Origin of the sequence: Micromonospora sp. NPDC050200 (genome assembly GCF_040656135.1) — a bacterium.
Lineage (GTDB): Bacteria > Actinomycetota > Actinomycetes > Mycobacteriales > Micromonosporaceae > Micromonospora.
On sequence record NZ_JBFALG010000055.1, the window covers coordinates 21,668 to 40,313 of the forward strand.

Genomic DNA, 18,646 nt, shown 5'->3' on the forward strand with positions numbered 1-18,646 from the left:
GGCCCGGGCTCAGACGTCCACGGTGACCGCGCACCGCCAGCCGGAGTCCGTGCCGGAGAACCGCAACCCGTGCAGCGAGACCGCCTTCGGCACCGCTCCCACCAGCTCCACCGCGTCCGTTCCGGTGGTGCGCCAGCGCACCCGCACGCCCCCGTCGACCGGCTGCGCCTCGGTCTCCAGCGGCAGCGTGCCCTCGATCTCCAACCGGAAGATCACCTCGTCGAGGACGGCCACCAGCAGGTCCTCGTTCCCGTCGGCCGGCACGGTGAGGACCGTCTCGGCGTCCGGCCGCGCCCCGGCGACGTCGGCGAAGGTCGCCACCAGCGCGGCGACCGCCTCGGCCAGGCAACCCTCGCGGTCGGGCGCCCAGGCCTCGATCCGCACGTCGGCGGTGTGCGGGACGGCGCGGTGCCCTCGGTCCATGCCCCGATCATGCCGCCGCCACGGGTCGCCCGCGTCCGGAACTGTCGCACCGGGACGCTACTTTGCTCGCATGATCGCCGATGACGCGGACGCCCTGGCCGTCACCTTCCACCGCATGATGCGGGCCGCCCTGCGCGCCGAGCGGCCCGGGGAGGGCACCCTCGGCCGCACCGTCGAGCTGGCCCGCGACTGGGGCACCAGCCCGGCCGCCGACGCCGTGCTCGCCACGGCGCTGCGCCGCCTGCACGGCGAGCCCGACGAGGCCCCGGTGACGCCGAAGTCCGCCCGAGGCGCGGCGATCGGCAAGTTCGCCGCCAACGCCCGGCGGCTGCGCGAGGGGGAGATCACCCGGTCGGAGTTCGAGCAGATCATGGACGACCACGGCGGCGTAACCAGAGGCTGAGCCGGGCCCGCGCCGGATGGTGGTCGCCGACCGCCGCTCGACGGCCCCGCGCGGTCAGCGACGGCGGCGGCTCCGGCGGTAGCGTCGGACCGATGCGGATCACCAAGTACACCCACGCCTGCGTACGGCTGGAACGCGACGGCCGGGTGCTGGTCGTCGACCCGGGCACCTGGAGTGAGCCGGTTGCCCTGCTCGGCGCGGACGCCGTCCTGGTCACCCACGAGCACACCGACCACATCGACGTGCTGCGGCTGGCCGGCCTCGGCGTGCCGGTCTTCGCCCCCGAGGGCGCCGAGCTGCCGGGCCTGGCCTCGCTGCCGGTGCACCGGGTGCGGGCGGGGCAGCGGTTCACCGCGGCCGGCTTCCCGGTCACCGCGGTGGGCGGCCGGCACGCCACCATCCACGACGGGCAGCCCGACTGCGCCAACCTCGGGTACGTCGTGGACGACGAGGTCTACCACCCGGGCGACTCGCTGCACCTGCCGGGGCAGCCGGTGCGGACGCTGCTGGTGCCGGCGCAGGCGTCCTGGCTGAAGCTCACCGAGGCGATCGGGTTCGCCCGCGCGGTCGGTGCGGCGCGGACGCACCCGATCCACGACGCGCAGCTCAACGACCGGGGCCTGGCCAGCGTGAACGGCTGGTTCGCCGAGACGCTGGGCGACGGCTACCGCTACCTCGCCCCCGGCGAGACGGTCTGACCGGGCCCGCCGCCGGCCGCCCACCCGGCGGACGGCCGCGGGCGAGATCGAGGAGGGCCTCGCCACCATCGGGGCGGTGCTCCGCGGTCGTCAGGGTCCCGGGCGACCTCAGCGCTACCCGGGCGTCGAGGCCACGACGTCCCTGGGGCAGGGCCCAGCTGACGCGGCGGCCGCGGTCCGGTAGAGGGCGGCGAGCCCGGCCGCCGTCTCCGCCAGCAGGTCACGTAGCTCGGCCGGAGCGAGAACCTCCACCTGGGCGCCGAGGCGCAGCAGGTCACCGTGGGCGTGGGTCAGCGACTCGATCGGCACCACCGTGGTGACCCAGCCGTCGGCGTCGGGGTCGCCCGCGTTCGCCTCCGCCGCCGCGACCACCACCTCACTGCCGATCTCGCGCAGTCGTGCCCGGCCGGCGGGGGATACCCGGATGGTCGCCTCGTCCCGGTGCAGGCGGGCCCGGAAGTCCACCACGTGCGTCCGCCACCACGCCGCGAGGTCGAAGTCGGCCGGCCGCGTGAAGGTCTCCGGCAGGACGGTCAGGTCGAGGATCTGGTTGACCCGGTAGCTGGCCGGGCCGTGGCCCCCGTCGGCGACCACGTACCAGCGGCCGCCCTTGAGCACCAGCCCGTACGGCTCCAGCACCGTCGTCCGTTCGCCACGCCAGCTGCGGTAACGCACCCGCAGTCGGTGCTGCCGCCACACCGCGTCGGCGGTGGACGTCAGGTACGGCGAGGGGTCACCGTCGGAGTACCAGCTCGGGGTGTCCAGGTGGAACCGCTGGCGTACCGCCGCGGCGCGGTCCCGCAGCAGCGGCGGCAGCGCGGCGTCCAGCTTCAGTTGCAGCGCGGCGACCACGGCGCCGTAGCCGAGTTCGGCGGCCGGCCCGGGCAGCCCGGCGAGGAAGAGCCGCTCGGCCTCCTCGGCGGTCAGCCCGGTCAGCCGGGTGCGGTAGCCGTCGAGCAGTTGGTAACCGCCGGCGTGCCCGGCCTCGCCGTAGAGCGGGATGCCGGCGGCGTGCAGCGACTCGACGTCCCGGTAGATGGTGCGGGTGGAGACCTCCAACCGGTCGGCGAGTTCCGCGGCGGTCATCCGGCCGTGCGTCTGGAGCAGGAGCAGGACCGACAACAGGCGACTGGCGCGCATTCCACTGACAATAGCTGTCAGCAGACCGGGTCTACCGTACCGGCATGGCTTTCCGAGAGAAGGAGTTGCGGACGCCGGGGCCGGTCACGGTCGCCGGGCGGCAGCTCAAGCGCTACCACATCGACCAGCCGGAGCCGCGCCTCACGCCGGAGGTGGAGCGCGCCGCGTACGCCTTCCTGCCCCGCCTGCTGCCCCCGCCCGACGGCGGCACCCCGCCGGCCGGGTGGGTGGTGCTGCACCGGGGCGCCGACACCGGCGCCTATCTGCTGGCGTACACCTGGTTCTGGGACAACGTGCTGGAGTGCCGGATCGCGGTGGCCGGGCAGCCGGCGCTGCGCTGCCCGGACGACGACCCGGCGCACTTCGTGCCGCTGGACCGGCCCGGGGTGGGCTGTGTCTGGGAACTCGGGGTGTTGGAGCACGAGCGGGCCGCCTGGGTCCGCCACGTCCTGGCCCCGGACCGGCCGGACCTGGCCGGGTACCTGGCCGACAGCCGGGCGGAAGGACCGGTGGGCCGGTGAGCGGCGACTTCGACTTCCTGGCCGGTCGGTGGGACGTCGCCAACCGGCGCCTGACCCGGCGGCACGTCGGCAGCGACGACTGGGACGAGTTCCCCGCCACGATGGTCGCCCACCGGTTCTTCGACGGCGCGGGCAGCTTCGACGAGATGATCTGTCCGACGAAGGGCTTCTCCGGCTCCACCGTGCGGATCTTCGACCCGGCCACGGCGCAGTGGTCGATCTACTGGATGCACAGCCGGCGCGGCCGGCTGGAACTGCCGCCGGTCGTCGGCGGGTTCACCGACGGGGTGGGCACCTTCTACGCCGACGACACGGACGAGGGCCGGCCGATCCGGTGCCGGTTCGTCTGGTCCGGCATCACGGCGATCTCCTGCCGGTGGGAACAGGCGTTCTCCACCGACGACGGGACGACCTGGGAGACCAACTGGGTCATGGACTTCACCCGGGCCGACTGAGCGGTCGGGGCGTGGCGGCCGTGCCGCCACGCCCTCAGGTCGGGGTGGTGGTGCGGTAGATGGCGGTCAGCCAGACGTCGAGCAGCACGTCCACCACGTCCCGCTCGGCCACGGCCGGTCCGTCGCCGGCGAAGGTGGCGTACCAGACCCGCTCGTTCATCGAGTTCAGCGCGATCGCCAGGTCCCGGGCGGGTAACCCGGGCGGGGCCGCGCCCCGGCGTCGTTCCGCCTCGACGGCCGCCTCGACCGCCTGCACCCAGCGCTCCAGCACGGTGGCCCAGAGCCGGCGCACCTCGGCGTTGGTGCCGCGTACCTCGGCGCAGGCGAGCACCACCGCCCGGTGGCCGCCGAAGGTGGCGTGGAACCGGCCGATCAGCTCGCGCCACCGGGCTCGCGGGTCCTCGGCGAGGTGGACCAGCACGTCACCGGCCGCGCTGTCGGCCTCCTCGGTGACCCGGTCCAGCAGGGTGAGCAACACCGCGTCCTTGGCGGGGAAGTAGAAGTAGAACGTCGGCCGGGAGATGCCGGCGCCCCGGGCCAGGTCGTCGATGGAGATCTCGGCGAACGCCCGCTGCTCCAGCAGCCGCTCGGCGGTGGCCAGGATGGCCAGCTCGCGGTCGTCGCCGGCGGACCGTCCGGCCCGCCGGCCGCGCCCGGACACGGCGCCGGTGGAGGTACGGACGGTCGTCATGGGCGTCGATGCTACACGCGCTCGACAGGGTGTCGACTCCACTCGACGCACTGTTGACGGGTGTCGACGGCGGTGGCTAGTGTCCGGGCCACTGCCTCAGCCCGGGAGATGCCATGGCCTCCGACCACGTCGACGTGCTCATCGTCGGAGCCGGTCTGTCCGGCGTCGGCGCCGCCTGTCACCTGCGGCGCAACTGTCCGGACAAGACGTACGCGGTGCTCGAGGCGCGCGGTGCGATCGGCGGCACCTGGGACCTCTTCCGCTACCCGGGCATCCGCTCCGACTCGGACATGTTCACCCTCGGCTACTCGTTCAAGCCGTGGACCGACCCGAAGGCCATCGCCGACGGCGACTCCATCCGCCGCTACGTCCGCGAGACCGCCCGCGAGTACGGCGTCGAGGAGCACCTGCGCTTCCACCACCGGGTGGTCCGCGCCGAGTGGGACAGCGCGAGCGCCCGCTGGACCGTCCACGCGCACCGCGACGACACCGGCGCGGACGTCGTGCTCACCTGCGCGTTCCTCTTCACCTGCTCCGGCTACTACCGCTACGACGCCGGCTACACCCCCGAGTTCCCCGGCGCCGAGCGGTTCACCGGCGAACTGGTGCACCCGCAGCACTGGCCCGAGGACCTCGACCACACCGGCAAGCGGGTGGTGGTGATCGGCAGCGGCGCCACGGCCGTCACCCTGGTCCCCGCGCTGGCCGAACGCGCCGGCCACGTCACCATGCTCCAGCGCTCACCCACGTACGTCATCTCGCTGCCCTCGCGCGACGTGGTCGCCGACGCGCTGCGCCGCTGGCTGCCGGCGAAGGCCGCGTACCCGGTGGTGCGCTGGAAGAACGTGCTGCTCGGCACGGCCAACTTCCAGCTCAGCCGGCGTGCCCCGAAGCTGGTCCGGTCGTTGCTGCTGCGGGCCGCCCGGGGCCGGCTGCCGGCCGGCTACGACGTGGACCGGCACTTCTCGCCCCGCTACGACCCCTGGGACCAGCGGCTCTGCGTGGTCCCCGACGGTGACCTGTTCGACGCGGTGCGGGCCGGCCGGGCGTCGGTGGTCACCGACACCGTCGACACCTTCACCGAGCGGGGCGTCCGGCTCGGCTCCGGCGAGGAGTTGCCGGCCGACGTCGTCGTCACCGCCACCGGCCTCAACCTGCTCGCCCTCGGTGGGATGACCCTCGCCGTGGACGGCGTGGACGTCGACCTGGCGCGGACCGTGGCGTACAAGGGGATGATGCTCTCCGGCGTGCCGAACTTCGCCATGACGATCGGCTACACCAACGCCTCCTGGACCCTCAAGGCCGATCTGGTCGCCACCTACGTCTGCCGGCTGCTGCGCCACCTCGACGCCACCGGCCAGCAGGTCGTCACCCCGGTCGCGCCGCGCTCCGGCCAGCTGGAACCGCTGATCGACCTGAAGTCCGGGTACGTGCTGCGCAGCGTCGACGCGCTGCCCAGCCAGGGCGCCCGGGCCCCCTGGCGGCTGTACCAGAACTACGCCCGCGACGTGCTGCTGATGAAGCGCGGCCGGCTCGTCGACGAGGGGATCCGGTTCTCCCGGGCCACCCCGGCCGCCGCCGGCACCCGCACCACCGAAGCCCCGGTCGCCTGACCCGGGCCCCACCACCCGCACCGCCGAAGGAGAACGCCGTGCGAAGGTTCGTCTTCCCCGCCGGGACCGCCGTGGTCACCGGTGCCGCCAGCGGGATCGGTGCGGCCCTCGCCCACGGGCTGGCCCGGCGCGGCACCGACCTGGTGCTGCTCGACCGGGACGCCGACCGGCTCGACGCCGTGGCGGCGGCGATCCGCGCCGCGCACCCCGACCGACAGGTCGACCCGCATGTGGTCGACCTGTCCGACCAGGCCGCCACCGACCGGGTCGCCGAGGAGGTCCGGGCCCGGCATCCCCGGATCCGGCTGCTGGTCAACAACGCCGGGGTGGCCCTGGGCGGACGGTTCGACCAGGTCACCCTCGACGAGTTCAGCTGGGTGATCGACGTCAACTTCCGGGCGGTGGTGCGGTTGACCCACGCGCTGCTGCCGGCGCTCAAGGCCGAGCCCGGCGCCCACCTGGTCAACGTCTCCAGCCTCTTCGGACTGATCGCCCCCGCCGGCCAGGCCGCCTACTCGGCCAGCAAGTTCGCCGTCCGGGGGTTCACCGAGGCGCTGCGTCACGAGCTGGTCGACGACGGCATCGGCGTGACCTCGGTGCATCCCGGCGGCATCGCCACCCGGATCGCCCGCAACGCGCGGGTGGGCAGCGGGGTGGCGCCCGAGGAGTTCGAGACCGAGCTGCGGCAGTTCGAGAAGCTGCTCTCCATCCCGCCGGAGAAGGCCGCCGAGGTGATCCTGCGCGGCGTCGAGCGGCGGCGCGGCCGGGTGCTGATCGGCTGGTCGGCGAAGCTGCCCGACCTGCTGGCCCGGGTCGCCCCCGCCTCGTACGGCCGGGTGCTGGCGGCCGGGCTCAACCGGGCGGCCGGCGATCCGGCGCGCCAGGCCGGCCGAACGCCCGCCGTGACCACGCCGGAACTTTCCACCGGGGAGCGCGCATGACCGCCACGACCGACCAGCGCCCGAGGCACGTGACCGTGAACGGGCGGCGGGTGCGCCACCGGGTCGACGGCGACGGGCCGCCGGTGGTGCTGCTGCACGGCATCGGGCGCAGCCTGCGCGACTTCACCGAGCAGCACGAACTGCTCGCCCGCGGGTTCCGGGTGCACAGCGTCGACCTGCCCGGTTACGGCGGCTCGCTGCCGATGACCGAGCCGTACACCCTGCCGGCACTGGGCCGCTTCGTCGGGCACTACCTCGACGCGGTCGGCGTCGACCAGCCGGCGCACCTGGTCGGCAACTCCCTCGGCGGGGCCGTCGCGATGCGTTTCGCCGCCACCGAGCCGGCCCGGGTGGCCAGCCTCGCGCTGGTCAACAGCGCCGGCTTCGGCCAGGAGGTCAGCGTCGCCCTGCGGCTGCTCACGCTGCGGCCGTTCGGCCGGCTGCTGCTACGCCCCAACCGGGCCGTCGCCCGCCGCGCCGAACGCGCCCTCTTCCACGACCCGGCGTTCGCCACCAAGGAGCGGATCGCGTACGCCCTGGAGGTGGCCCGCCAGCCGTACGCCGCCCGGGTGATGCTGGAGACGGTCCGCAGCCTCGGCACCTTCCGGGGCGTCCGCCCGCAGTGGCGGGAGGAACTGCTGACGGAGGTGGCGCGGCTCGACGTACCGACCCTGATCGTCTGGGGCGACCGGGACCTCATCCTTCCCGCCGGGCAGCTCGACGCCGCGCGGGCGCGGCTGCCGAGGGCCCGCACCCACCTCTTCGCCAACTGCGGGCACCTGCCGCAGATCGAGCGGGCCGAGGAGTTCCACCGGCTGCTGGTCGACTTCTGGGCCGCCGCCGAGGCGGGCGACCTCGCCGACGACGGCGCGCCGCAGCGGCCGGCGGTGACCGGGGCCGGCTGATCCCCGTCCGGCGCCGGTCCGGCCGGGGGCTGTCCGACCTCCGTGCCGTCCGGCGCCGGGACCGCGCGGGGTCACCGGTGCGCTCCGGGGGTGGGCACCCATAGCGGGGCGGCGGCCTCCAGCACCGCCAGGTTGGCCTCGACGGCGGCGTTGCCGCACCACCCAGAGCCCCCCAGCGGTCCCCCCGCGTCGCGCCGCGCAATTCCCACCGCCGTCGGGGTACGACGCCGCCGGCGGGGGAAAGCGGTGTCATGCCAGGCGACGAGGTGACCCTGTTTCTCGGCGGCGACGTGATGACCGGTCGCGGCGTGGACCAGATCCTGCCCCGACCGGGCCCGCCGGAGCTGCGGGAACCCGCGCTCACCGATGCCCGCCGGTACGTGGACCTGGCCGAGTCCGCGTCCGGGCCGATCCCGCGCCCGGTGCCGCCCGGGTGGCCGTGGGGGGAGGCGTTGCGGCTGCTGGACGACCTGCGGCCGGACGTGCGGATCGTGAACCTGGAGACATCGGTGACCGGCGGGGGCGAGTTCGCCGCCGGCAAGGGCATCCACTACCGGATGCACCCGGACAACCTGGCCTGCCTGACCGCCGCCCGGCTGGACGTCTGCGCGCTGGCCAACAACCACGTGCTCGACTTCGGCCCGCGCGGGCTCGCCGACACCCTTGACGGGCTGCGCCGGGTCGGCATCACGCCGGCGGGTGCGGGCCGGGACGCGGCGGAGGCGTGGCGGCCGGCCCGGATCGACCTGGGCGGGGGCCGCCGGCTGCTGCTCTGGTCGGTGGGCGCCCCGTCCAGCGGGATCCCGCCGCAGTGGGCGGCGACCGACGGGCGGGCCGGGGTGGCGTACCTGCCGGAGACGACCGAGGAGTCCGCCGGCGCGCTCGCCGAGCGGGTGGCCCGCGAGGCCGGACCGGGCGACCTGGTGGTGGTCTCCGTGCACTGGGGATCGAACTGGGGCTACGAGGTGCCGGCGGAGCAGGTGCGCTTCGCCGGCCGCCTGGTGGAGGCCGGGGTGCACCTGGTGCACGGCCATTCCTCGCACCACCCGCGTCCGATCGAGATCCATCGGGGCCGGCTGATCTTCTACGGCTGTGGCGACCTGCTGGACGACTACGAGGGGATCGGCGGGCAGGAGTCGTACCGGCCGGAGTTGAGGCTGCTGCACCTGGCCACGTTCGACGCGGACGGGTTGGTCCGGCTGCGCCTGGTCCCGGTCCGGGTCCGCCGGATGCGGCTGGAACGGGCGGCACCGGCCGAGGCCCGGTGGCTCGCCGACCTGGCCGACCGCCTCGGCGAGCCGTACCGGACCCGGTTCCACCTCGGCGATGACGGGGTGATCGAGCTTGACCCGGCCGGCGGAGCGCCCTCCTGAGGGACCGGACCCGCCTGGGCGTGTCTCCCGCCCGCCCCGGGCGCATTGACCTGGCGGGGCCGCGGGACCGGGACTGTGGCGGGCCCCACCCGCGCCTGGCCCGCCGCACCCGCCCACCGGCAGGGACACCATCATAGATACATGACGCATCCCAGCTCGCCGGCGCGCGCCGCCGTGCCGTCGGCCGCGGAGCGGGCCTACCGCTACCTCAAGCGGGCCATCCTGGAGCAGGTCCACCCGGGCGGGTCCCTGATCAGCGAGGGGGAGATCGCCGAGGCCGCCGGGGTCTCTCGCACCCCGGTCCGCGAGGCGCTGCTCCGCCTCGAAGCCGAGGGCCTGGTCGCGCTCTACCCCAAGCGCGGCGCGCTGGTCCGGCCGGTCTCCGCCCGCGAGATCGCCGACGTCGTCGAGGCCCGGCGGCTGGTCGAGCTGCACGCCGCCGAGCGGGTCTGGCCGCAGCGGTACGCCCTGCGGCCGGTGCTCGCCGGCTGGCTCGACCGGATGCGCGAGGCCCACGCCGCCGGCGACGTACGGGCGCTGATGGAGGCCGACCGGGCCTTCCACGCCGGCGTGGTGGAGGCGGCCGGCAACGAGATCCTCGCCGAGCTGTACCACCGGCTGCGCGACCGCCAGCTGCGGATGGGGGAGGCCAGCTTCCGGCTCTCGCCCGGCTGGGCCGAGGCGGCCCTCACCGAGCACGCCGGCCAGCTCGCCGCCCTCGACGGCGACGACCCGCACACCTGGCTCGACGCCGTCGGCACGCACATCGACAACGCCGCCAGCGTCTTCCGGACCCTGCGGTGAGCGCCGCCCCGGCGATCCCGCGCCGCTCCGCCGCGCTGGTCTGGGGGGTCGCGCTCTGCGCGTACGTGGCGGCCGTGTTCCACCGCAGCTCGCTCGGCGTGACCGGGGTCGACGCCGCGCACCGGTTCGACATCAACGCCTCCGCCCTGGCCACCTTCTCGGTGGCGCAGCTGGCCGTGTACGCGGCCATGCAGGTGCCGGTCGGGGTGCTGCTGGACCGGTACGGCTCCCGCCGGCTGCTGCTCGCCGGCGGCGCGCTGATGGTCACCGGCCAGCTCTGCTTCGCCGTCGCCACCGACGTACGACTGGCCGTGGCCGCCCGGGTGCTGGTCGGCCTCGGTGACGCGATGACCTTCATCAGCGTGCTGCGCATCGTCGCGTTCTGGTTCCCCGGCCGGCGCAACCCGCTGATGGCGCAGCTCACCGGCGCCCTCGGGCAGCTCGGCGCGATCCTGGGCGCGGTGCCGCTGGTCGCGCTGCTGCACCAGGCCGGCTGGACCCCGGCCTTCCTCACCGCCGCCGCGCTGGGCGCGACCGTGCTGCTGATGGTGGCCGCCGCCGTCCGGGACACCCCGCACCGCGAGCACGCCGCCGCGCCCGCCGCCGACCTGGCCACCGTACGGCGGGAACTCGCCACCGCCTGGGCGCAACCGGGCACCCGGCTGGGCCTGTGGGCGCACTTCGTCACGCAGTTCTCCGGCGCGGTCTTCGCGCTGCTCTGGGGCTACCCGTTCCTGGTGCAGGGGCAGGGCCTGTCGCCCACCGCCGCGGCTTTCCTGCTCACCCTGATGACCGTGGCCACGCTGCTCGTCGGCCCGGTGATCGCGCACCTGTGCGCCCGGCACCCGTTTCGCCGCTCGGTCGTGGTCTTCGCCATCACCGCCGGCACCGCCGCGGTCTGGGCCGTCGTGCTGGCCTGGCCGGGTCGCGCGCCGCACTGGCTACTGGTCGCCCTGGTGGTCGTGCTGGCCGTGAACGGCCCCGGCTCGATGATCGGGTTCGACTACGCGCGCACCTTCAACCCCGTCCACCGGATCGGCAGTGCCGCCGGCATCGTCAACGTCGGCGGCTTCGTCGCCTCGATCCTGCTGGTCCTCGCGGTCGGCGTCGTCCTGGACCTGGCCACCCCGGCCGGCCGGAGCACCCCGCCGCTGGACGCGTTCCGCTGGGCGTTCGCCGTGCAGTACCTGCTCTGGGGCCTCGGCGCGGTGCAGGTGCTGCGCTACCGCAACGCCGCCCGCCGCCGGTTCGCGGCCGAGCAGGCCGGCCTGGCGCTGCCGGCACTGGCGGGTGCCTGAGCGGCGGGCCCCGCGTCCCGGACCACCGGCGGGTCGCCGTACCCCGGCCGCCAGGCTCCGGGCAGGCCCGGGCGCGGACGGCGCGTCGGGTCAGCGCACCAGACGCCGATGGGTCAGCGCGTCCAGCATCAGGGTGAGCCCGGCACCGACCAGCCACACGTCCTTGGCGAGTCCGATCCCGGCCTGGCTGGGCTTCAAGCTGTTCGGCTCCCGCATCCCCGGCGTCTTCAGATAGAGCTGCACCAGCCCGGCCCCGAACGCGGTCAGCGCCGCGCCGGCCAGCAGCGACGGCACGAACGGATTGAGCAGCGCGGCGCCGAGGGCGATCTCGCCCCGGGACAGCAGCTTCGCGAACCGGTCCGGCTCGAACTGCTTCAGCTGGGGAATCGCGCCGGAGGCCATGCCGTGCACCGCCTCGGCGGACTGGCCCTCCAGGCTGCGTTTGCCGAGCCCGGAATTCAGGATGAACGCGCCGATGCTGACCCGGAGCGGCGTGTGCGTCAGCTTCATGATCACTCCCGTCGGGTACGGAGAACCGGGCCCCCGCGTACCCCGGGACGCGCCGGATAACCCGCCGCACTGGTGGGCCGGCGGCGGTGATCGGCGGTAGGTTCGCGGGGAACGGTGAGCGACGCAGGCGGGAGGAACCGTGAGCCAGGAAGTCCGGGGAGTCGTGTCGCGGCGCAAGGGCGCGCCGGTGGAGGTCACCACGATCGTGGTGCCCGACCCGGGGCCGGGCGAGGCGGTGGTCCGCGTCCAGTCCTGCGGGGTGTGCCACACCGATCTGCACTACCGCGAGGGCGGCATCACCGACGACTACCCGTTCCTCCTCGGCCACGAGGCCGCCGGCGTCGTCGAGCAGGTGGGAGAGGGGGTCACCGGCGTCGCGCCGGGCGACTTCGTGGTGCTCAACTGGCGGGCGGTCTGCGGCGTGTGCCGGGCCTGCCGACGTGGCCGGCCCTGGTACTGCTTCGACACCCACAACGCCGCCCGGAAGATGACCCTCACCGACGGCACCGAGCTGTCGCCCGCGCTGGGCATCGGCGCGTTCGCCGAGAAGACCCTCGTTCATGCCGGCCAGTGCACCAAGGTCGACCCGGCCGCCCGCCCGGCCGCCGTCGGGCTGCTCGGCTGCGGCGTGATGGCCGGGCTCGGCGCGGCGATGAACACCGGCCAGGTGACCCGGGGCGACTCGGTCGCGGTGATCGGCTGCGGCGGCGTCGGCGACGCGGCGGTGGCCGGCGCGGCCCTGGCCGGGGCGACGACGATCATCGCGGTCGACACCGACGCCCGCAAGCTCGACCGGGCCCGGAAGTTCGGCGCCACACACACCGTCAACGCCTCCGCCGAGGACCCGGTCGAGGCGATCCGCGCCGCGACCGGCGGCTTCGGCGCCGACGTGGTCATCGACGCGGTGGGCCGCCCGGAGACCTGGAAGCAGGCCTTCTACGCCCGGGACCTGGCCGGCACGGTGGTCCTGGTCGGCGTACCCACCCCGGAGATGAGGATCGAGCTGCCGCTGCTGGACGTCTTCGGCCGGGGCGGCGCCCTCAAGTCCAGCTGGTACGGCGACTGCCTGCCCAGCCGCGACTTCCCCATGCTCACCGAGCTGTACCGGCAGGGCCGCCTCGACCTGGACGCGTTCGTCACCGAGGAGATCGCCCTCGACCAGGTCGAGGAGGCGTTCAGCCGGATGCACCACGGCGACGTGCTGCGCTCGGTGGTGGTGTTCCCGTGACCGCCCGCGTCGACCACGCCGTCACCTCTGGCACGTTCTCCCTCGATGGCCAGACCTTCGACGTCGACAACAACGTCTGGATCGTCGGTGACGACACCGAGTGCGTGGTGGTCGACGCCCCGCACGACGTCGAGGCGATCCGGCGCGTCGTCGGCGGTCGCCGGGTCCTCGCCATTCTGGCCACCCACGCCCACGACGACCACGTACGGGTGGCCCCGGAGCTGGCCCGGTCCACCGGGGCGCCGGTGCTGCTGCACCCCGCCGACCGGGTGCTGTGGGACATGGTCCACCCCGACCTGCCGCCCGACGGGGCACTCGCCGACAGGCCGGAGATCGACGTCGCCGGCACCACCCTGCGCGTCCTGCACACGCCCGGCCACAGCCCCGGCGCGTGCAGCTTCCACGCACCCGACCTCGGCGCGGTCTTCACCGGCGACACCCTCTTCGCCGGTGGCCCCGGCGCCACCGGCCGCTCCCACAGCGACTTCGGCACCATCGTGGCGTCCATCCGCACCCGGCTGCTCACCCTGCCGCCGGAGACCGTGGTGCACACCGGGCACGGCGACGACACCACCATCGGCGCGGAGGCCCCACACCTGCCGGACTGGCTGGCCCGCGGGCACTGACCGACGCCGCGCGGGGCGGCTCGGCGTTCTCCGTGCGGGTCGAGCACCGGCTTGACGTCCAGCACCGGCGTACCGTCCAGGGCCTCGCGCCGGGGCGCAGGTCGCGCAGGCCCGCACCGACGGTGGGGGAGAAGACCAGGAACGCCTCCGGCGCGCCCTCGTCGCCCTGCCTCGGCGCGAGATCCGGGTCGGTCAGCGGGGACTCCACCCGCCCGACCGGCCGCGGCTCGTACGCCCCGTCGCCGGAGCGACCGCTTGCCCGCCGGCCACGCGCGGGTTATCCTCCGGCGGGACCCGGATGCCGGCGCACCGCGCCGCCCGGACTTTCCGTTCTCCCGCTCCCGCCCGCCCGGCGGTCGTCTCCTCGACCGTGCCGGTCCCCGGGCCTCCTTTCGACCGTCCGCCGCGCGCCGACGGTCTCCCACACCGTTCACCGCGGTCCGCGCGTCGACGGTCCCTCCACGGTGGCCTCCGGCGCCCTGCGCTGGTGCAGGCCCCGGTCCCAGGAAGGAAGAATCGATGAGTCCCACAACCCTCACGCCGGTCAGCGGCGTGCTCGACGTCGACGACCGGCGCGCCTCCCTACGCGGGGACGGCTACCTGCCGTCCGCGCGCGACGCGCACCTTCCCCTCGCCCACCTGCGCCGGTACGGGCTGCGCCGCGGCGACGCCGTCACCGGCGCGGCCCGCGCGGACCAGCTCGTCCAAGTCGACACCGTCAACGGGCTGCCCGCCGAGCGCGCCCGGCACCGCCCTGACTTCCACGAACTCACCGCGCTGTACCCGCAGGAGCGGCTGCGGCTGGAGACCGAGCCGCACATCCTGACCACCCGGGTGATCGACCTGGTCATGCCGATCGGCAAGGGGCAGCGGGCGCTGATCGTGTCGCCGCCGAAGGCCGGTAAGACCATGGTGCTGCAGGCGATCGCGAACGCGATCACGCACAACAACCCGGAGTGCCACCTGATGGTGGTGCTGGTGGACGAGCGGCCCGAAGAGGTCACCGACATGCAGCGCACGGTCAAGGGCGAGGTCATCGCGGCCACGTTCGACCGTCCGCCGCAGGACCACACCACGGTGGCCGAGCTGGCGATCGAGCGGGCCAAGCGCCTGGTCGAGCTGGGGCACGACGTGGTCGTGCTGCTCGACTCGCTGACCAGGCTCGGGCGCGCCTACAACCTGGTGGCCCGCCCGGCTGGTCGTACCCTCTCCGGCGGTGTCGACGTCGCGGCGCTGAACCCGCCCAAGCGGCTGCTCGCCGCGGCCCGCAACGTCGAGGGCGGCGGCTCGCTGACCGTGCTGGCGTCCGCGCTGGTGGACACCGGCTCCGCCGCCGACATGCTCTTCTTCGAGGAGCTCAAGAGCACCGGCAACGCCGAGCTGCGGCTGGACCGCGCGCTCGCCGACCGGCGTACCTTCCCGGCGGTGGACCTGCGGACGTCCGGCACCCGACGCGACGAGCTGCTGCTGACCCCGGACGAGCGGATCCGCCTGCGGGCACTGCGCGCCGCGCTGTCCCAGCTGGACCGTCAGCAGGCCGCGGACCAACTGCTGCGACAGTTGGTCGGCACCGCCGGCAACCGCGAATTGCTCGCCCGGCTCGGCGTCCCGCGGACCTAGGATCGACCGGGTGAGCACCGACGACCGACCCCCGACCGTACGACAGCTGCGCCTGGTGGTGGAGGCCGAGGACTACGAGGCCGCCGTCGCCTTCTTCCGGGACGCCCTGGGCCTGCCGGAGCAGGCGGCGTTCTCCGGCGACGGCGACGCCCGCGTGGTGATACTCGACGCCGGCCGGGCCACCCTGGAGATCGCCAACCCGGCGCAGAAACGGATGATCGACGAGGTCGAGGTGGGCCGGCAGGTGGCACCGAAAATCCGGGTGGCGTTCGAGGTGGACGACGCCGCGGCCGTCACCGGTCGGCTGGTGGCCGCCGGCGCGACCGAGATCGCCCCGCCCACCGTGACCCCCTGGCACTCGCTCAACTCGCGGCTCGACGCGCCGGCCGGGTTGCAGCTCACCCTCTTCCAGGAACTGCGGGACCTCGACGAACGCGCCACCCTGGACGGCTTCGACACCGACCGGGACGGCTGACGGCGCCCGGAAACGACTCGACGGCTCGCGGCCCGCCCGCCGATACTGCTGCCCATGCCGGCCGCCACCCGTTCCATCGTCCTGACCCCGGCGCAGTCCGCCGCGCTGCGGCACGTCCGCGCCGTCGCGCTGCGGGACCAGCCGGCCGCGCTGACCACCATCGCCCGGCACCTCGCCGGGTCCGGCGCCGGTCACCGCCCGGAGCGGCTGGTCGCCGCGATCACCGCCGGGGAAGGGCTGACCGTCAACTTCCACCCCGACCGGCTGCTGGCCGACGGCCGCACGGTGGCCGAAGCGTTCGCCGAGGAGGGCGTCTACCGCAGCCAGTTCGTCACCGGCATCTCCAACGGCGGGCTCACCGCGTATCCGGGTGGGGATCGGGACCGCTGGGAGGAGGCGCTGTTCGGCGGGGCGTACCAGGCCCCCGGCGTACGGCCCGAGGAGCGACCGGTCTACGGCGGGTTGAACCTGCTCGACCATCCGGACGGCGCCTGCCCCCGCTTCGGCTCCTGTCACCTGCGGTTGCGCCCCGAGGTGCTGGCCCGGTCCACGCTCTGCTTCGGCGACAGCCACCTCGGGCCGGAGGACTTCGGCACGGCCGACGTCACCGAGCCGGTCCTGGCCGCCCTGCTGGAGTCCACCGCCGGCGCCGGCGCCTGCCTGGGCGTCGCCGGCATGGACCCGGCCCGCCTGGTGGCGACGCTGCTGCGCCGGCGCGAGCGGGAGATGTGGGCCCCCGGCGCGGCTGGGCGCGCCCTGGACGACTACGTCGAGGCGCAGGTCCATGGCGGCGTCGACCTGGCCCGGGACGTCGAGGCCGTCGTCGTCGACCCCTCGTTCGGCGGAACGGACACCGGGCGCGTCCTGGCCCGCATCGCCCACCGGTACGGCTTCCCGCTGCTCTTCCACGCTGGCTTCGCGCTGCCGGTCGACGCCGTCGACCCGAACTTCCGGGGCCCGGCCATCTCGCCGCCCGGGTGCACGCCGAGTTTGCCCTGCCGGGGGCGCCGGTCGACGCCGCGCTGATCGGCCGGGCGGCGGCCTCGGTGGTCCGCGAGCCGCAGCGCTGGGCGGACCGGGGGCCGGTCGTCGACACCCTCCAGCACCTCAAGCAGCTCTGGCACGTCCTCGTCCGGTTCGGCATGCCCCACGCCTGACGTCCGGTTCGTGCCGGGCGGCCCGATCCCGGAGTGACCCGCGCCGCACACCGGCCCACCCGCTGGCATATCCGGAATGACCGACAAGCGAAGCTGGTTGTGTTCCCCGTACCGCCGGTCCGCAAACCCCGGCGGGCCACGCATTTCCCCCGAGGGGCGCTCACTCCGGAGCGCGTCGACACGAGGAAAGGGCAACCATCGTGAAGCTCGACTTCACTCGATGGCTCCCGGCCATCGCGAAGAACCGCACCACCGCACTGAGCATCGCCGGCGTCGCCGCCCTCGGCGGCCTGGCGTTCGGACCCGCCGCGGTGGCCGCCCCCGTCACCAGCGGACCGCACGCCGGCGCGGTGGCCGCCATCGACCTCGCCACCGGCAAGAGCCGGCAGGGCGCCACGGTCGAGTCTGGCCTTACCACCGGCAGCGCCACCGGCACCGTCCCCGCGGGCAAGCCGGACAAGGACAAGCTCATCCCGCACGGCGTGGAGGGCGCGCAGTCCCGCATCCCGCTGGACGACGCCCAGCTCGCCAACGCCAAGGCCATCGTCGAGACGGCCAAGAAGACCGGCGTGGGGGAGCGCGGCGCGGTGATCGGCGTCGCCACCTCGCTGCAGGAGTCGAAGCTCTACAACCTGGGTCACCTCGGCGCGTACAACGACCACGACTCGCAGGGCCTGTTCCAGCAGCGCCCCACCTCGGGTTGGGGCACGCCCGAGCAGATCACCGACCCCGACTACTCCTCGCGGGCATTCTTCGAGGCGCTGAAGAACGTGCACGGCTGGCAGGACCTGCCGCTGACCACCGCGGCGCAGACCGTCCAGATCTCGGCCTTCCCGTGGGCGTACGCCCAGTGGGAGGAGCAGGCGGCGGACGTCGTCCAGCAGCTCTGGTGACGTCCTGAACGACACCACGACCGGCCGGTCCCCGTCATCGGGCCGGCCGGTCGTGGTGTCCGTACCCCCGTCTCAGAGCACAGGGGGCGATCTCCTGGCGCAGCTTCGCCGAGCCCGCGCCCACCGAGAACGACCTGCCAGCTCACCTCCACGTCGGGGCCCGCGCCGGAGCCGGGCGTCGCGTCGGGGGTCGGGGTGACCCGGTACGCGTGACAGGGGTGTCCGCGCCGCCCGCTGTTCGGCACGCGCTGGCTGCCTGTCATTGCACTGACCACGTGTTCCGTGTCGCCCACCGCGCGGGGGCCAGACCCCCACCGCCCTGTATGTCCGGTGCGTGAGGCGTCGGCCGTCCGGTTCGGCACGGATCGTGCCTGGATGTCCCGTGGCCGGCGGCACCCGGGCGGCGGAATGATGGCCGGCCCGGGGTCGTTACATCACCTGGACGATCGCAGCAGCAACCCCGGCTGGCCTGGCCCGATGACGTGGTCGGCCCGGGATGCGGGGCCCCGGAATGATGGCGGGCCGCCGGTCGTTACACATGGTCCCGGCGCCGCGAGCCCCCGCTCGCGATGTCCTGCCGGACAGAGACTTTCCCCTTTGATTCTGTTGAGCGCCTTGTCGTGGTGCTTGCCCGCGTGCTCGACCCCCGTCGAGTCGTGGTGCCAATCCCCCCTCGAAGGAGCTAACCCTCATGAACACGATCATGCGTAAGAGCGTTCTTGGTATTGCTGGTCTGGCTTTCGCCGGTGGCGTCTTCGCCGGCCCGGCCACCGGTGCTCACGCCGCCCCGGCGGCTGACGCCAAGCCCGTCGCCGTGGTGCAGGCGGACAAGCCCGGTGTGGACAAGGGCAAGCTGATTCCGCACGGTGTGC

The 18,646-nt window shown here is 74.4% G+C and carries 18 protein-coding genes and 3 pseudogenes; 17 read left to right on the top strand and 4 right to left on the bottom strand.

From position 1 onward, the window contains the following. Positions 1-9: 9 nt before the first annotated feature. Positions 10-423 carry an archease gene (locus tag AB0I41_RS27550; protein ID WP_357113323.1) on the bottom strand — a complete coding sequence of 138 codons (414 nt, stop codon included), beginning with the start codon at positions 421-423 and terminating at the stop codon, positions 10-12. Positions 424-493: 70 nt separating this feature from the next. Here AB0I41_RS27550 and AB0I41_RS27555 point away from each other — a divergent pair, with 70 nt between their 5' ends. Together AB0I41_RS27555 and AB0I41_RS27560 are read left to right on the top strand one after the other, a co-directional pair. Continuing rightward, complete coding sequence (locus AB0I41_RS27555) at positions 494-826, top strand: hypothetical protein (protein ID WP_357113325.1); 333 nt, start codon at positions 494-496, stop codon at positions 824-826. A 92-nt stretch (positions 827-918) separates the two neighbouring features. Next, positions 919-1,524 carry an MBL fold metallo-hydrolase gene (locus AB0I41_RS27560; RefSeq protein WP_357113327.1) on the top strand — a complete coding sequence of 202 codons (606 nt, stop codon included), beginning with the start codon at positions 919-921 and terminating at the stop codon, positions 1,522-1,524. A 114-nt stretch (positions 1,525-1,638) separates the two neighbouring features. Here the strand turns inward: AB0I41_RS27560 and AB0I41_RS27565 are convergent, their stop codons facing one another. Next, a complete protein-coding gene (locus tag AB0I41_RS27565; protein ID WP_357113329.1) occupies positions 1,639-2,664 on the bottom strand; it encodes a WYL domain-containing protein in 1,026 nt (341 codons plus the stop codon). Positions 2,665-2,708: 44 nt separating this feature from the next. On the opposite strand from AB0I41_RS27565, the gene AB0I41_RS27570 reads away from it, so the two are divergent. Together AB0I41_RS27570 and AB0I41_RS27575 are read left to right on the top strand one after the other, a co-directional pair. Further along, complete coding sequence (locus tag AB0I41_RS27570) at positions 2,709-3,185, top strand: hypothetical protein (RefSeq protein WP_357113331.1); 477 nt, start codon at positions 2,709-2,711, stop codon at positions 3,183-3,185. Then, positions 3,182-3,640, top strand: coding sequence for a hypothetical protein (locus AB0I41_RS27575; RefSeq protein WP_357113333.1), 459 nt, complete (start codon positions 3,182-3,184; stop codon positions 3,638-3,640). Before AB0I41_RS27570 ends, AB0I41_RS27575 begins: the two co-directional genes overlap by 4 nt. Before the next feature lie 34 nt (positions 3,641-3,674). Here AB0I41_RS27575 and AB0I41_RS27580 read toward each other — a convergent pair whose 3' ends face one another. Further along, positions 3,675-4,331, bottom strand: coding sequence for a TetR/AcrR family transcriptional regulator (locus tag AB0I41_RS27580; RefSeq protein ID WP_357113335.1), 657 nt, complete (start codon positions 4,329-4,331; stop codon positions 3,675-3,677). Between the two features lie 113 nt (positions 4,332-4,444). Between AB0I41_RS27580 and AB0I41_RS27585 the strand changes: the two genes are divergently transcribed. From AB0I41_RS27585 to AB0I41_RS27610, 6 genes are all read left to right on the top strand, one after another. Beyond that, on the top strand, positions 4,445-5,944 hold the full coding sequence (locus tag AB0I41_RS27585; protein ID WP_357113337.1) for an NAD(P)/FAD-dependent oxidoreductase: 1,500 nt from the start codon (positions 4,445-4,447) through the stop codon (positions 5,942-5,944). 38 nt (positions 5,945-5,982) lie between these two features. Beyond that, positions 5,983-6,885, top strand: coding sequence for an SDR family oxidoreductase (locus AB0I41_RS27590; protein WP_357113339.1), 903 nt, complete (start codon positions 5,983-5,985; stop codon positions 6,883-6,885). Then, the gene (locus AB0I41_RS27595; RefSeq protein ID WP_357113341.1) at positions 6,882-7,790 is read left to right on the top strand and encodes an alpha/beta fold hydrolase; all 909 of its coding nucleotides are present in this window, start codon (positions 6,882-6,884) and stop codon (positions 7,788-7,790) included. The genes AB0I41_RS27590 and AB0I41_RS27595 overlap by 4 nt, the downstream gene beginning before the upstream one ends. 251 nt (positions 7,791-8,041) lie before the next feature. After that, complete coding sequence (locus AB0I41_RS27600) at positions 8,042-9,163, top strand: CapA family protein (RefSeq protein WP_357113343.1); 1,122 nt, start codon at positions 8,042-8,044, stop codon at positions 9,161-9,163. Between the two features lie 141 nt (positions 9,164-9,304). Further along, entirely contained in the window at positions 9,305-9,967 is a 663-nt protein-coding gene (locus tag AB0I41_RS27605; protein WP_357113345.1) for a GntR family transcriptional regulator, read from the top strand. Continuing rightward, the gene (locus AB0I41_RS27610) at positions 9,964-11,265 is read left to right on the top strand and encodes an MFS transporter (protein WP_357113347.1); all 1,302 of its coding nucleotides are present in this window, start codon (positions 9,964-9,966) and stop codon (positions 11,263-11,265) included. The genes AB0I41_RS27605 and AB0I41_RS27610 overlap by 4 nt, the downstream gene beginning before the upstream one ends. Positions 11,266-11,355: 90 nt before the next feature. On the opposite strand, the gene AB0I41_RS27615 is transcribed toward AB0I41_RS27610, so the two are convergent. Continuing rightward, on the bottom strand, positions 11,356-11,775 hold the full coding sequence (locus AB0I41_RS27615; RefSeq protein ID WP_357113349.1) for a hypothetical protein: 420 nt from the start codon (positions 11,773-11,775) through the stop codon (positions 11,356-11,358). Between the two features lie 139 nt (positions 11,776-11,914). On the opposite strand from AB0I41_RS27615, the gene AB0I41_RS27620 reads away from it, so the two are divergent. The 7 genes and pseudogenes from AB0I41_RS27620 to AB0I41_RS27650 all read left to right on the top strand — a co-directional run. Continuing rightward, entirely contained in the window at positions 11,915-13,003 is a 1,089-nt protein-coding gene (locus AB0I41_RS27620; RefSeq protein ID WP_357113351.1) for an S-(hydroxymethyl)mycothiol dehydrogenase, read from the top strand. Then, positions 13,000-13,629 carry an MBL fold metallo-hydrolase gene (locus AB0I41_RS27625; protein WP_357113353.1) on the top strand — a complete coding sequence of 210 codons (630 nt, stop codon included), beginning with the start codon at positions 13,000-13,002 and terminating at the stop codon, positions 13,627-13,629. The genes AB0I41_RS27620 and AB0I41_RS27625 overlap by 4 nt, the downstream gene beginning before the upstream one ends. Before the next feature lie 534 nt (positions 13,630-14,163). Continuing rightward, positions 14,164-15,249, top strand: a pseudogene (gene rho / locus AB0I41_RS27630) (transcription termination factor Rho); the annotation flags it as partial. A 10-nt stretch (positions 15,250-15,259) separates the two neighbouring features. After that, complete coding sequence (locus AB0I41_RS27635; RefSeq protein ID WP_357113355.1) at positions 15,260-15,724, top strand: VOC family protein; 465 nt, start codon at positions 15,260-15,262, stop codon at positions 15,722-15,724. A 54-nt stretch (positions 15,725-15,778) separates the two neighbouring features. Then, positions 15,779-16,881 (top strand): annotated as a pseudogene (locus AB0I41_RS27640) (DUF3626 domain-containing protein). A 200-nt stretch (positions 16,882-17,081) separates the two neighbouring features. Further along, entirely contained in the window at positions 17,082-17,774 is a 693-nt protein-coding gene (locus AB0I41_RS27645; protein ID WP_357113357.1) for a hypothetical protein, read from the top strand. Positions 17,775-18,465: 691 nt separating this feature from the next. Further along, a pseudogene (locus AB0I41_RS27650) lies at positions 18,466-18,646 on the top strand (hypothetical protein); the annotation flags it as partial.

Bases quoted from the DNA above. Each gene is read 5' to 3' on its own strand.
- AB0I41_RS27595 (WP_357113341.1), top strand. From the start codon at position 6,882: ATGACCGCCACGACCGACCAGCGCCCGAGGCACGTGACCGTGAACGGG.
- AB0I41_RS27585 (WP_357113337.1), top strand. From the start codon at position 4,445: ATGGCCTCCGACCACGTCGACGTGCTCATCGTCGGAGCCGGTCTGTCC.
- AB0I41_RS27605 (WP_357113345.1), top strand. From the start codon at position 9,305: ATGACGCATCCCAGCTCGCCGGCGCGCGCCGCCGTGCCGTCGGCCGCG.
- AB0I41_RS27615 (WP_357113349.1), bottom strand. From the start codon at position 11,775: ATGAAGCTGACGCACACGCCGCTCCGGGTCAGCATCGGCGCGTTCATC.
- AB0I41_RS27555 (WP_357113325.1), top strand. From the start codon at position 494: ATGATCGCCGATGACGCGGACGCCCTGGCCGTCACCTTCCACCGCATG.
- AB0I41_RS27560 (WP_357113327.1), top strand. From the start codon at position 919: ATGCGGATCACCAAGTACACCCACGCCTGCGTACGGCTGGAACGCGAC.
- AB0I41_RS27565 (WP_357113329.1), bottom strand. From the start codon at position 2,664: ATGCGCGCCAGTCGCCTGTTGTCGGTCCTGCTCCTGCTCCAGACGCAC.
- AB0I41_RS27600 (WP_357113343.1), top strand. From the start codon at position 8,042: ATGCCAGGCGACGAGGTGACCCTGTTTCTCGGCGGCGACGTGATGACC.
- AB0I41_RS27580 (WP_357113335.1), bottom strand. From the start codon at position 4,331: ATGACGACCGTCCGTACCTCCACCGGCGCCGTGTCCGGGCGCGGCCGG.
- AB0I41_RS27550 (WP_357113323.1), bottom strand. From the start codon at position 423: ATGGACCGAGGGCACCGCGCCGTCCCGCACACCGCCGACGTGCGGATC.
- AB0I41_RS27570 (WP_357113331.1), top strand. From the start codon at position 2,709: ATGGCTTTCCGAGAGAAGGAGTTGCGGACGCCGGGGCCGGTCACGGTC.